At 59.6% G+C, this 12,401-nt stretch carries 13 protein-coding genes; 9 read left to right on the top strand and 4 right to left on the bottom strand.

Going from position 1 to position 12,401, the window contains the following annotated elements:
- From CBB91_RS13770 to CBB91_RS13760, 3 genes are all read left to right on the top strand, one after another.
- On the top strand, positions 1-235 hold a 235-nt coding region (locus CBB91_RS13770), incomplete at its 5' end, for a hypothetical protein (protein WP_273014701.1).
- Positions 232-1,227: a tetraacyldisaccharide 4'-kinase gene (gene lpxK, locus CBB91_RS13765; protein WP_273014700.1), complete on the top strand. Its 996-nt coding sequence runs from the start codon at positions 232-234 to the stop codon at positions 1,225-1,227. The genes CBB91_RS13770 and lpxK, both read left to right, overlap by 4 nt.
- Positions 1,224-2,183 carry a lysophospholipid acyltransferase family protein gene (locus tag CBB91_RS13760; RefSeq protein WP_345906883.1) on the top strand — a complete coding sequence of 320 codons (960 nt, stop codon included), beginning with the start codon at positions 1,224-1,226 and terminating at the stop codon, positions 2,181-2,183. The genes lpxK and CBB91_RS13760 overlap by 4 nt, the downstream gene beginning before the upstream one ends.
- 6 nt (positions 2,184-2,189) lie before the next feature.
- Here CBB91_RS13760 and CBB91_RS13755 read toward each other — a convergent pair whose 3' ends face one another.
- Positions 2,190-3,452, bottom strand: a complete 1,263-nt coding sequence (locus CBB91_RS13755) for a SulP family inorganic anion transporter (protein WP_273014698.1) — start codon at positions 3,450-3,452, stop codon at positions 2,190-2,192.
- A 267-nt stretch (positions 3,453-3,719) separates the two neighbouring features.
- Here CBB91_RS13755 and CBB91_RS13750 point away from each other — a divergent pair, with 267 nt between their 5' ends.
- The 6 genes from CBB91_RS13750 (at position 3,720) to CBB91_RS13725 (ending at position 9,613) form a co-directional block, all read left to right on the top strand.
- Positions 3,720-4,949, top strand: a complete 1,230-nt coding sequence (locus CBB91_RS13750; protein ID WP_273014696.1) for an EAL domain-containing protein — start codon at positions 3,720-3,722, stop codon at positions 4,947-4,949.
- A 69-nt stretch (positions 4,950-5,018) separates the two neighbouring features.
- Positions 5,019-5,438, top strand: a complete 420-nt coding sequence (locus CBB91_RS13745) for a hypothetical protein (RefSeq protein WP_035549440.1) — start codon at positions 5,019-5,021, stop codon at positions 5,436-5,438.
- Between the two features lie 21 nt (positions 5,439-5,459).
- A complete protein-coding gene (locus CBB91_RS13740) occupies positions 5,460-6,410 on the top strand; it encodes a pseudouridine synthase (RefSeq protein WP_273014694.1) in 951 nt (316 codons plus the stop codon).
- Between the two features lie 49 nt (positions 6,411-6,459).
- Positions 6,460-7,791, top strand: coding sequence for a cytochrome P450 (locus CBB91_RS13735; RefSeq protein ID WP_273014692.1), 1,332 nt, complete (start codon positions 6,460-6,462; stop codon positions 7,789-7,791).
- Positions 7,788-8,546 carry an enoyl-CoA hydratase/isomerase family protein gene (locus CBB91_RS13730; RefSeq protein WP_035549436.1) on the top strand — a complete coding sequence of 253 codons (759 nt, stop codon included), beginning with the start codon at positions 7,788-7,790 and terminating at the stop codon, positions 8,544-8,546. Before CBB91_RS13735 ends, CBB91_RS13730 begins: the two co-directional genes overlap by 4 nt.
- Positions 8,543-9,613, top strand: a complete 1,071-nt coding sequence (locus CBB91_RS13725) for a DUF2855 family protein (RefSeq protein ID WP_273014689.1) — start codon at positions 8,543-8,545, stop codon at positions 9,611-9,613. The genes CBB91_RS13730 and CBB91_RS13725 overlap by 4 nt, the downstream gene beginning before the upstream one ends.
- Before the next feature lie 64 nt (positions 9,614-9,677).
- On the opposite strand, the gene CBB91_RS13720 is transcribed toward CBB91_RS13725, so the two are convergent.
- From CBB91_RS13720 to CBB91_RS13710, 3 genes are all read right to left on the bottom strand, one after another.
- A complete protein-coding gene (locus CBB91_RS13720; RefSeq protein WP_273014687.1) occupies positions 9,678-10,559 on the bottom strand; it encodes an OmpA family protein in 882 nt (293 codons plus the stop codon).
- A 116-nt stretch (positions 10,560-10,675) separates the two neighbouring features.
- Positions 10,676-11,968 carry an amidohydrolase family protein gene (locus tag CBB91_RS13715; protein WP_273014685.1) on the bottom strand — a complete coding sequence of 431 codons (1,293 nt, stop codon included), beginning with the start codon at positions 11,966-11,968 and terminating at the stop codon, positions 10,676-10,678.
- A gap of 14 nt (positions 11,969-11,982) precedes the next feature.
- The coding region (locus CBB91_RS13710; RefSeq protein WP_273014683.1) for a zinc-binding dehydrogenase at positions 11,983-12,401 on the bottom strand (419 nt) is incomplete at its 5' end.

Genomic DNA, 12,401 nt, shown 5'->3' with positions numbered 1-12,401 from the left:
ACCCGTAGTCACCGGACCCGACGTGTTCAACTTCGCCACCATGATGGACGACCTTGAGGCCAGAAAACTCATCCGTAAACTGAAGACGGCCAAGGCCATCGGCAAGGCCTTGCAGTCCATGGCCCCTCCCTCGCAAGAAGCCCTTCAGGAATTGAACGATGCGGCTGACGCGCCAATGGCGCTAACGCTGGCAGCTCTTGTCCCCCTCCTGCCAGAGCCGGGACTGTTGCAATGAAGGCTCCGCACTTCTGGTCTGCGGGGCTTGATCCGAAATCCCGCGAAGCGGCCCCTGTCACACGCGCCCTGCTGACGCCCCTCGCCGCACTTTACACTTATGGAATCCGGCGCAAGCTTGCCCGCGCTATTCCGGCCAAGGCGTCCATCCCCGTCATATGCGTTGGAAACCTCACAACCGGCGGCGTCGGAAAGACCCCGATCGTCCAGGCCATTCGCAAGCATATCGAGTCAAAGGGCATTCACGCATCCAGCCTGTCGCGTGGCTATGGCGGGTCAGAAATCAGCCCACAGAAAATATACCCAACCTGGCACACCGCAGACATGTGTGGTGACGAACCGCTTCTGCTGTCGCAGACGGGAGAAAGCTGGATCGGAAAGGACCGCTTTGCCGGCGTGCAGATGATGGCCTTTTATGGCACCAAAGTCGCCATCATGGATGATGGGCATCAGAACCCCAGCCTCGCCAAGGATCTGTCCATCATCGTCATCGATGCGGCCGCCCCATTCGGAAATGGTCATGTCCTGCCGAAAGGGCCATTGCGCGAACCTGTGGAAGATGGCCTGGCGCGTGCAGATGCCGTTATTCTTATGGGCGAAGGCGGCGTCCCACAGCAGGTGATCGATAGTGGCCTCCCTGTCCTGCGCGCCCGCATCGTCCCATCAGGACCGGCACCGGCTGGCCCACTCGTAGCCTTCGCTGGCATCGGCCGTCCACAGAAATTCTTTGACAGCCTGAAAGCCGAAGGCGGCGACATTCGGGAAGCTATCGGCTATCCGGATCACCACGATTATTCAAAGAAAGAAATCGCCTTCCTTCATAAACTGGCCAAAACACATGGCGCACAGCTGATTACGACCAGCAAGGACTATGTGCGTATCTATCCGAATGAGCGCGGCGGCATTCTGCAATTCCCGGTTCATGCAGAATTCGAAGACCTCAGTCGGCTGGACGCCTTGCTCGCCCCCATCCTGAACGTGGAAGAGTCATGACCCAGGACGCTCCCAAATACATCCGTCCAAAGGACATCGATAATCGCGCAACCTTTTGGCAGCGGGTGCAGTGGCGCCTCGAAACTATTGCGTGGGACTTCATCTATTGGGAGCCGATGAAGTTGCTCGGACCTGAGCGCGCATCGAACTTCGGCGGTTGGTTGATGAAGAAAATCGGACCACGCCTGTCTCAGCACAAAACGGTNAAGCGCAATTTNCNNCTCGCNTTNCCGGACTGGACCGNCGANAAGGNNGANGANATTGCCCTCGCCGCNTGGGAAAGCGCTGGCCGCGTTGCAGGTGAGTTACCACACTTGCCTTCGATAGATCCGTACACGTCTGGGCGTGTCGAGATCGAAGGTCTGGAAATCCTTGACCAGATCAAGGCGAGCGACAAGGGCGCAGTCTTTATCTCCGGCCACTTCGCCAATTGGGAAATCATGCCCGCCACGATTACTCAGCGCCTGCCTGAAGCGGTGATGACGTACCGGGCCTTGAACAACCCGCACATCGACAAGCGCATCTCCGATCTNCGCGCNGCCTATGGCACGCAGGTAAATGCCCCCAAAGGGGTNGGCACGCGTGAATTGATGCGNGCCNTGTCCAAAGGCAATCCGATCGCCTTGATGAACGANCAGAAGTTCAATGAAGGCATCGCCANCCCCTTTTTCGGGCACGACGCAATGACCGCGCCGGGGCCAACGCGCCTTGCGATGAAATATGGCGNCCCCATCGTGCCGGTTTCCACGGTGCGCACAGGGCCCGCACGTTTCCGCATCACCTTCCATGAACCGTTCACCCCGGAGAACACGGGCGATGAGGCCGAAGACATTCGCCGGAGCGTGCAGCGCATTACAGATTTCATTGAAGCCCAGGTTCGCGCCAATCCGGGCCAGTGGTTCTGGCAACACAGACGCTGGCCGAAAGAAGCCTGGAAGGCCGCGGGCATCATCTGATTCAGTTTAGCGCTCTGGTTCAGTCCACTCTGCCGGAGGCACTTGGCGACGACGTAATCTGAGGGCAAGCCCCAGAGACACGCCAACCCCAATGGCGATGGTCAGGTCCGCCACGACCGTCAGTATCAGCGTGATCAGCAACAAGATCAGGTCTGACTTTTGGNCAGACAGATACTGGGGCCATTTATTCGGCTCGCTCATATTCCAGGCCGTCAGCATTAGGAGCCCGGCCAGTGCAGGCATGGCGAGATATCCCGCGAGAGGTGCTGCAAACAGGACCGCCAGAAGTATGGCAAGCGCGTGAACCAAACCTGCCACGGGGGTCTTGCCACCCGCACGTACATTCGTAGCCGTTCGCGCAATCGCTCCAGTCGCAGGTAGCCCGCCAAATATGGCGGAGCCAATATTGGCCGCCCCCTGCGCCATCACTTCCGCATTTCGCCGATACTGCCCGCCCGTCATCCTGTCCGCAACCATGGCAGACAACAAGGATTCGACGCCCGCAAGAAACGCGATCACGAAAGCTGAAGGCAACAGTTCGATGACCCGGTTGAGTGTCAAATCCGGCAGTCGGGGCTGAGGTAGTTGGCTGGGCATCGTACCGAAACGACTGCCAATCGTGTCNACCGGGAGATCAAACAGAAACACCGCGGCTGATGTGAATCCAACCGCCACGATCAGTCCCGGAAATTTTGGCGCAATCCGGCGCAGCAATACAATCAGGNCCATGGTCACCGCGCCAATGCCCAGCGACGTCCAGTCCACNGTCGCCCTGGCCGCCCACAGGGCATCGACCTTACCTATGAATTCAGCTGGCAAATGCTCGGGTTGAAGCCCGAATAAATCCTTGATCTGGCTCGCTGCGATGATGATGGCGATGCCGACGGTAAAGCCGTTCACAACGGATTCCGGAACGAAACTGATCAGATTGCCGGCGCGGAGCAAGCCAGCCAGCACCAGGATGATCCCGGCCATGAAAGTGGCGAGTACCAATCCATCATAACCATGTGCGGCGATCACTCCGAACACGACCACAATAAAAGCACCTGTTGGACCGCCGATCTGGACGCGACTGCCCCCGAGCGCGGAAATCAGAAACCCTGCCACGATGGCGGTGACAAGGCCTGCTGCGGGGTCAGCGCCAGACGCAATTGCAATCGCGAGACTAAGGGGTATCGCAACAAGCGCGACTGTGATGCCCGCGAACAGGTCGGACACGAACAGCGAAGAAGAGTACGTGGTCAGAGTGGTCAGTATCTTGGGCTTCATCTGCGTCCCAAACGTTCATGCGTTCAATTAGCAATTGAGAAATGTTCCTACACCCGCAGCAGGCCGAACGAACATTCGTAAAATTGTCGCTGGCGCGAACTCGTCAGACAGTTCTCACGCGTTAACGCAATTCCTTTCAAAATTGCGAACAAAGCCTGTTCGGCTTCATCGAACTTGGGAACGGACCTGCAGGATCATCGGCGTATCATCAGAATTTGGGGCCGGAAAATCCCTCCGGCGGGTGCAATCGTATGCAGGACGATAACAATGAGCGGACTATCACTGCCCTCAATGGCACTGGGCGAACCGACTGACACTTCCCGTGAGGCAATCAATGCTGCCTTGAGCGCGATCCGCCAGCATCTCGGAATGCCGATCGCGTATGTGTCCGAGTTCGTNGGCGACGAATCCGTGTTCCGCTACGTCGATGCGCCGGGTCTGGAACACCTGATCAAACCGGGTGACAGCCGCGACCTCTCAGAAGTCTACTGCCTTCACATCCTGGAGGGACGCTTGCCGGAGCTGATCCCGGACACCGCCGCCAATCCGCTNGCTCAGGCCATGCCCATTACGCGCCAGATTCCGATCGGCGCGCATATGAGTATTCCGATCCACCTTGAAGACGGCACACCCTTCGGGATGTTCTGCTGTCTCGGGCCCAANGCGAATCCCAGCCTGAATGAACGCGACCTGGAGACCATGCGCCTGTTCTCNAACCTGGCAGCGCAGCAGATCGACAAGGAATACGCCCACAAGCGCCACTTGCAGGAAATGCGAGAGCGCATCATGGACACGCTCGNAACCAACGCATTCGCCATTGCCTATCAGCCCATTGTGGATCTCGGTCAGATGCACCCCAGCGGATATGAAGCGCTTTGCCGCTTCTCTGCGGAACCCTATCGCACGCCGGATGTCTGGTTTGACGAAGCCGCCAAGGTTGGACTCTCGGTCGAACTGGAACTCGCCTCGATCCGGCAAGCTGTCGAGAAGATCGGCGAGATCGCACCGGACCAGTACATTTCCGTCAACGTGTCCCCATCGACCGTGATCAGCGGCCAGTTTGCCGAAACTTTCCTCAAGCTNCCGCTCGACCGCATCNTGNTGGAGATCACGGAACACGCCGTGATCGAGGATTATGANCGCTTCACNCGCGTTCTGCGTCCGCTGCGCCACGCTGGGCTGCGTCTCGCCGTCGACGATGCNGGCGCGGGCCACTCATCGCTTCGGCACATCGTTCAACTCAATCCGGACTATGTAAAAGTGGATATGAGCCTGACGCGCAATGTGGATCAGGATCTTGCCCGCCGCGCACTTATCGGCGCCCTGCTATTCTACACACGCGAAACTTCCGCACACATCATCGCCGAGGGAATTGAGACCGAAGCGGAGCTGAACACGTTGAAGCTGCTCGGCGTTCGCCGGGGCCAAGGTTACCTGCTGGGACGCCCGTCTCAACAGATCGCCCATTCGCTTAACGAGTTCAGTCAGGCTTCCTGACCATCATTCGGCCTGTTTTTTCGTGCAAATCATCCTAGGTTGTAAGATCACACTTGGAGAATTTGCGACATGAGTATCGGTGAAATCATATCCCTGATAACCCTGCTGATTGGCGCCGTTCTGGGCCTGTCTGCAATGTTTTCACCCGCATGGGCCAGCCGGGTTGTCCGCCTGGTCGAAGACCCCGACCCGCTGCGGCCCGGCGGCTATTCCGAGTTCCGCGCCACCTATGGCGGCCTTTTCCTGTTCTCCCACCTGATGACCGCAATTCTTCTGGTGAATCTGGGTGGATCTGAACCGGAAATTCTCACCAGCATTGTCGTCCTTCCCCTTGCCGCAGGCTGGGTCGGTGCAGGCGTCGGTCGACTGATGTCCCGCATACTTGACCGGATCAAGAACCGGGAGCCCGGCATGATCCCGGTCTGGATCGTGTTCGAGATCATATTCGGTCTTGCGATCGCTGCACCTTTCATTCAAAGCCTGCTGTAGAAGTCACAGAAAGAAAATCCCATGACGGAGCGTCGAGAGACGGGCCGCTCGCGCCGGAAGCCTTCCGGATCGCGCAAGCCACGCCTAGCCCCCAAATCCCGCAAGCCAGACCTCGAAAAGGACTGGAGCGAAGGCGAACGGATCGCCAAATACCTTGCCCGCGCAGGTGTTGCTTCGCGCCGTGAAGTCGAGCGCATGATTGAAGAGGGCAAGGTGACCGTCGATGGCGTCAAGCTGACATCCCCGGCCTTCAAGGTGACCGGTCGCGAGCTGATCCGGGTTGGCCGCAAAACAATTCACGCACCCGACGCAACCCGTCTCTGGCGCTATCATAAGCCATCCGGCCTCATCACGACGACGCAGGATCCTGAAGGTCGCCGTACCGTCTTTGACGAACTGCCGAAATCCCTGCCTCGCGTTGTCACCATTGGCCGCCTCGACCTGACGACCGAGGGCCTGCTGCTGCTGACCAATGATGGGGCGCTGGCCCGGGCACTGGAACTGCCCAAGAACGAGCTGGAGCGTACCTATCGCGTGCGCGCCCACGGCACGGTGACACAGGAGAAGATCGACGAACTCGCTAAAGGCATCACGGTCGACGGCGTGAACTACAAGCCGATCAAGGCCGTACTGGACCGCGAAACCGGCGCAAACAACTGGCTGACGGTTACCCTCGCCGAGGGCAAGAAACGGGAAGTTCGACGCGCCCTGGAATCGCTGGATCTGAAGGTCAACCGACTGATCCGCGTTCAATATGGCCCGTTCATCCTGGATGATCTGCGCCCCGGCGCGGTGGAGGAAGTTCCACCGGAACTGATGCAACAGGCTATCGGGCATTTGATGAACACCGAACACGCCATCAAGACTCCCGAACCGTCCCGGCCACCCCAAAAACCTGCCCCTAAGTCACGCCTTGGCAGCAGGTCGCCATCNGGTAAGCTGCCCTCCAGGAAACGCAGTAAGCCCNGCTGAGACGGCCAGAAAAGGGCCGCCGGTGGACNAACGCCAGACGGAGGCCNTCATGACCCTACAGAACGTAACCGACACGTATCAGGTGGATACGCCGCCGCGCCCGCCGAGCTTTCCGCCGGCGTATGATCTCGCGCCGCCGGTAGACCTTACCGACCCATCCGTTTTCTCATCTCGCGGTGACTACACCCATGATGCATTCGCCGAGATGCGCGAGAAGGCCCCGGTCATGTGGCACCCTGAGCAGGTCGGCGCGGGTTTCTGGGCCGTCACATCATATGACCTGGTCAAGCAGGTTGAGTTGGACCCGATTACATATTCGTCTCAGCGCGGCGGCATCCTGATGACCTATGGTCAGGAAGATACACCGCGCCATCCTCTGCTTCACTCATCCAGCCTGAACAGCCTGATCAATCTGGACCGGCCTTATCACACAACGCTCCGTATGGAGCATATGCAGTTCTTCCGTCCGGGCTTCGTGGCCGAACTGAAGAAACGCGTGGATGTCCAGGTCAACGAATTGCTGGACAAGATGGAACAGCACGGCCCCATCGTGGACATGGTGGAGACGTTCTCCGCCGAACTGCCCCTGTTCACGCTGTGTGAGATCCTGGGCGTCCCGGCAGAAGACCGCCCGAAGCTGGTCCACTGGATGCACTTCCTCGAAAACTCTCAGTATCAGGCCCAGCAGGAAGGCCTCGGCAATGTCACGCCGGAACANATGATGGAATTCATGGGCGAAATTCAGGCCATGTTCGACTATGGCCGCCACATGCTGGCAAAGCGCCGCGAAAATCCGCAGAATGATCTGCTCTCGGCCATCGCCAATGTCGAGATTGACGGCNAGCCACTTAGCCCGGAATTCCTCGACGGTTCGTGGTTGCTGATCGTGTTCGCCGGCAACGACACGACACGAAACTCCCTCTCCGGCACCATGCGCTTGCTGACACAATTCCCGGACCAGAAAGCCAAGCTGATGGCGAATGAGGAATTGTTCCCCAATTTCGTTCATGAATCGATCCGCATGGTCAGTCCGGTCACCTATATGCGCCGGACGACCACGACAGAGACGGAGCTTGGCGGTCAAAAGATGGCTGAAGGCGACAAGGTCGTCATGTACTACGCCGCCGCAAACCGGGATCCAGCCAAATTCCCGAACCCGAACCAGTACGACATTACGCGGGACAATGCGAAGGAGCATCTCGCATTCGGTCACGGCCCGCATGTCTGCCTCGGCCAGCGCGTGGCGAACATGCAATTGGACTCTGCCTATCGCAACATCCTGCGCCGCTTCCCGGATATCAAATGGACGGGCGAACAGAGCTTGGCACCGAGCAACTTTGTTCATGCAATCTCCAGCCTCATGGTGGACCTCGGCACATGAGCGAAGCCCTCGTTCTTCGTCAGGACAATGACGGCCTCGCCACGCTGACCCTCAACCGGCCGGACAAGCTGAATTCCCTCACCGTGGGCATGTTTCAGGAATTGCGCCGGCATGTTCTGGATTTGCAGAAGGATGACTCAATCGGCTGCGTTGTCCTGCGCGGGGCGGGAAAGTGCTTTTCGGCCGGGCATGATCTTGGGGACATTGCCGAAGGTGAGAAGGTTCCCTCTCCCGGCTGGCATTCGGAAACGCTGCGCTTGATGGAGCGGTTGCCCAAGCCGGTCATCGCGGCCGTTCACGGGCATTGCTACACTGGCGCTCTGGAAGTGGCCCTGGCGGCGGACTTCATCATCGCCTCGGACACTGCNCGCTTCGGCGACACGCACGCCAAATGGGCGCTCACCCCGATCTGGGGAATGAGCCAGCGCCTGCCTCGCCGCGTGGGCGTCGCTACGGCAAAACGACTGATGTTCACCGCCGACATGATCGACGCGCAGGAAGCGTTCCGCATTGGCCTCGCCGAGCAGGTCGTCGCGGCGGATCGGTTTGACGAGGCCTGTGACGCGCTGGCCCGGCGAATTCTGGAGAACTCGCCCTTCTCCCATGCGGCGAACAAGCGACTTCTCGAAGCGACTGACGCGCGAGACATGGACAGCGGCCTGCAATGGGAGGTACTCAATTGTGAAGGGACCGGCCCAGACATGCAGGACCGGATCGCCGCCTTTACGCGCAAGACGAAGAAAGCGAAAACATGAGTGATTTCCTGATCCGCCGGGACGATTTGCGCGAGACGCGCTGGGTGCCGGCCGACCTGCCCGCCCTGCCAGATGGGGCCGCGCGCCTGAAAGTCGACAAATTCGCCCTGACGGCCAACAATGTCACCTATGCCACGTTTGGCGAGCAGATGAAGTATTGGGACTTTTTCCCCGCCGCAGACCCCGCCGATGGCCGCGTCCCGGTCTGGGGCTTTGCCACCGTGGTCGAGTCCAAGGTCGAGCACTTGAAGGAGGGCGAGCGCTTCTACGGCTATCTGCCCATTTCCGAACATTTCGACGTTCAGCCCGTGAATGTCGGCAAGCATGGCTTCCTGGATGGTGCCGCCCATCGCCAGGGCCTCGCGCCAATTTACAACACCTACATCAACACCGCCGGTGACCCGTCCTATGACGCTGCGCTGGAGGACCAGCAGATGCTGTTCCGGCCCCTCTTCACCACCGGCTGGATGATCGATGATTGCCTGATGGAAACCGGCGACCCGGTGCCGGAAACAGTGGTCATCTCGTCCGCATCCTCGAAAACCGCGATGGCACTTGCCCATTGCCTGAAANTNCGCGGCGGCGTGGATACGATCGCACTGACATCGCCGGGCAATGTCGCCTTCCTGAAAAAGACCGGCCTGTATGCCCGCGTTCAAACCTATGACGACGCTGACGATCTGCACACACGCGGCCTGACCGCCTTTGTGGATTTCCTGGGGCGNCCAACNCTGACAGCAGACATTCACAACGCNCTGAAGGACCGTCTGGTGCGCAGCCTCATCATCGGCGCAACGGACTGGGAAGGAGACCGCTCCCCCATCGCCCTGCCGGATCCGCAACCGGAATTCTTCTTCGTTCCCACCTATGCAGCAGAACGCGCGGCCACGCTCGGCGGGGCNGAAATCAATCGCCGCCTGGGCGCTGCCCTGAAAAGCTTCTATGCCGCGTCAAAATCTTTCGTGACACCGAAACACGCCAAGGGCGCCAAGGCGATCNCGAAGGCGTGGGACCAGACCGTCGATGCCAAGGTCAGCCCGTCAGAAGGCCTGATCCTCTCAATCTGACCCCCGAATGACAAAAGCCCTCGCTGCGGCCAAACAGCGAGGGCAGGTCGCACACCTGAGCGCTCTAGCGGCGCTCCGATACCTTGAACTCCATGCGCCGGTTCTTCGCCCACGCTTCATAGGTCTCCGCCCGGTCNAGCGGACGGGTTTCTCCATAGCCTACCGCCGTGAGCGCACTTGCATCCACGCCCCGCTCCACCAGATAGTCGCGAACCGCTTCCGCCCGCTGCGTGGAGATGACCTCATTGTAGTCATTCGATCCGCGCGAATCCGTGTGCCCGCCGATTTCAATGGCATAATCATTACACAAGAGCGCCACGCCGCTTACCGCATCCAGCAAGTCTTCGCTGGTTGGTGAGATGATGGCCAGATTACTCTGGAACATGATCGTCCGGTCACGCATCGTATTGTTGAAGGCGGCCTGACAGCGCATGGCATCGATATCACCATTGGAAAGGGAAACCAGAGCGTCCCCGACACCACGCCCTCCCTCTTCAAGTGATATTCCGTTCACGATAAGTGTTACGTCCGGTGCAGCTTCGGCATTCTCTTCGATCGCCGCCCGCCCCGACGCAAACCCTAGCGCCTTCGCCTCGGCGTCAGGGGCGAGCCCCGTCAANACTGCAATGGGACCACTGGCGTGCAGGCCCATCCAGGGATACCCCGCATCCGGGAATGTCCGCTCCAGCGCCGTTACCCAGTCCGCTCCGTCTGCGGTGCGGCGAATGACTGGCTCAGGCTCCGCAGCGGGGGCCGCCGGCGGGGTCGGTGACACGACAAAGGCTGACCCATCCCAGTAATATTGCCCCTCCGCCAACGGCACGCACTGATTGGACTCGCTCGCCGTCGACACAGGCTCTGCGTCCACCTCCTCGCCGCCACAGGCAACCAGCCCAAGGCAAGCCATCGCGGAGACACTCCCGGCGAACAATCGGTCGAACGTCATTCAGCACTTCCTCATCTGCACCGCATTTCTTGCGGCAACTTGATCCCAGCAGGCAAGTCTCAGGCCAATATNGCGCCTTGTCAAAATACTTCGCGGCAGAGGCGAACCCCCAGCCTCTATTGCACCTGTTTGTAGACAGTTCCGTCCTTCATGACGAAATCAACATCATGCAGTTCGCCAATATCTTTCAATGGGTCCCCCATGACGGCAATGATGTCGGCATGCTTGCCCGCCGAGATCGTGCCGATCTGATCCGCCATTTCGACATGCTCTGACGCCACGACGGTCGCCGTGCGGATAGCTTCTTCCGGCGTGTAGCCCGCTTCGATCATCAGGTCGAATTCGCCGGCATTATCGCCATGCTTGGACACGCCGGTGTCGGTTCCGAACGCAACCGTTACGCCGCCGGCCCGCGCGCGGCGCAAAGTCTCGACCATCATCGGCCCAATGATCGCAGCTTTTTCACGGCTTGGCGCAGGCAGCCACGGCTCGTTCACCCAGCCCGTCACCGTCGCGCCTGCCAGCACCGTCGGCACCAGCACCGCGTCATGCTCCTTGAACAGGCCCACGGTTTCATCGTCGGTATAGGTGCCGTGTTCGATGGAATCGATGCCCGCATTCAGCGCGGCGATAATGCCGCCCTTGCCATGCGCATGTGCGGTCACCTTGCGACCCATCGAATGCGCCGTCTCGACAATCGCCACCAACTCGTCATCCGTGAACTGCTGTTCCAGACCCGCGCGTGTGTTGGACAGCACCCCGCCCGTCGCGGTGATCTTGATAACGTCGGCGCCTTCCTTGATCTGCTGGCGCACGGCGCGGCGGCAATCATCAGCGCCATTGCAGACATTCTTGCCCGTGAACAAGGCCATGACNTCNGGCGAATAGCCNTTNANNTCGCCATGCCCGCCNGTCACGCTGATNGCCTGNCCGGANGCNCGGATACGCGGCCCCGGNACATTNCCCTTNGCAATNGCATCCCGCAGTCCGAAAATCGCATTGTTNGACGCGCCGACATCCTGAACCGTCGTGAANCCNGANANCANCGTGACATAGGCGAANCCTGCGCCATCAAAGGCGGCATCGACATCCGTATCCTCGAACGCCTTGATCCGCTCGTTCGGCCCATTCTCACCGGTGATGTGCACATGGCTGTCGATCAGGCCGGGCAGCACATAGGCATCTTTCAGGTCGATCAGCTCCGCTCCGCGCGGGGCGCGCTGATAGCCCGCCTCCACGGAAACGATCTTGCCGTCCTCCACGGTGATGGTCTGGCGCGTCAAATATCCTTCGCCCGGTTCCGCCAGCACATGCCCGGCATGGATCACGGTCGTATCCGCCATCGCGGCCCCGGTCATCACCGTCGCGAGTGCTGCACCAGTTGCGAGTTTTCTCAGTATCTTTGTCATGGGCTTTGCCTCCGTCAGGGTGTCAGGATCATTTTCATCGCGCCATTCTCGCGCGCATCAAACATGCGATATGCCTCGGCCCCGTCCGATAGCGGCATGTGATGGGTAATCGTGCGTTCCGGCGTTAGCTTGCCAGCCTGCACCAGCGGAATCAATTCCGGCCAATGTTCCGGCACCGAACATGTGCCCGTGCGGAAGGTCAGATTCTTGATGAAAGCCAGTGCCATTGGGAATTTGAAATCCATCGTCTGGTTCACGCCAATACAGGACACTGTGCCCGCAGCCTTCGCAAGTTTCAGAGACAAATGGATCGCCGGATCTGCGCCGACGCATTCCACCACGCTGTCGCACATGCGACCCCTGGTCTGTTCCTGCACGATCTGCGCGGCCTCGCCTGCGTTCAGCGCGGTTGCGCCCAGCGCCTCGGCCATGG

The sequence above is a fragment of the Hyphomonas sp. TMED31 genome, from assembly GCF_002172815.1.
Taxonomy (GTDB): Bacteria; Pseudomonadota; Alphaproteobacteria; order Caulobacterales; family Hyphomonadaceae; genus Hyphomonas; species Hyphomonas atlantica.
Note: the sequence above shows the minus strand (reverse complement) of the source record. Positions and strands in the feature narration are given on the sequence as shown.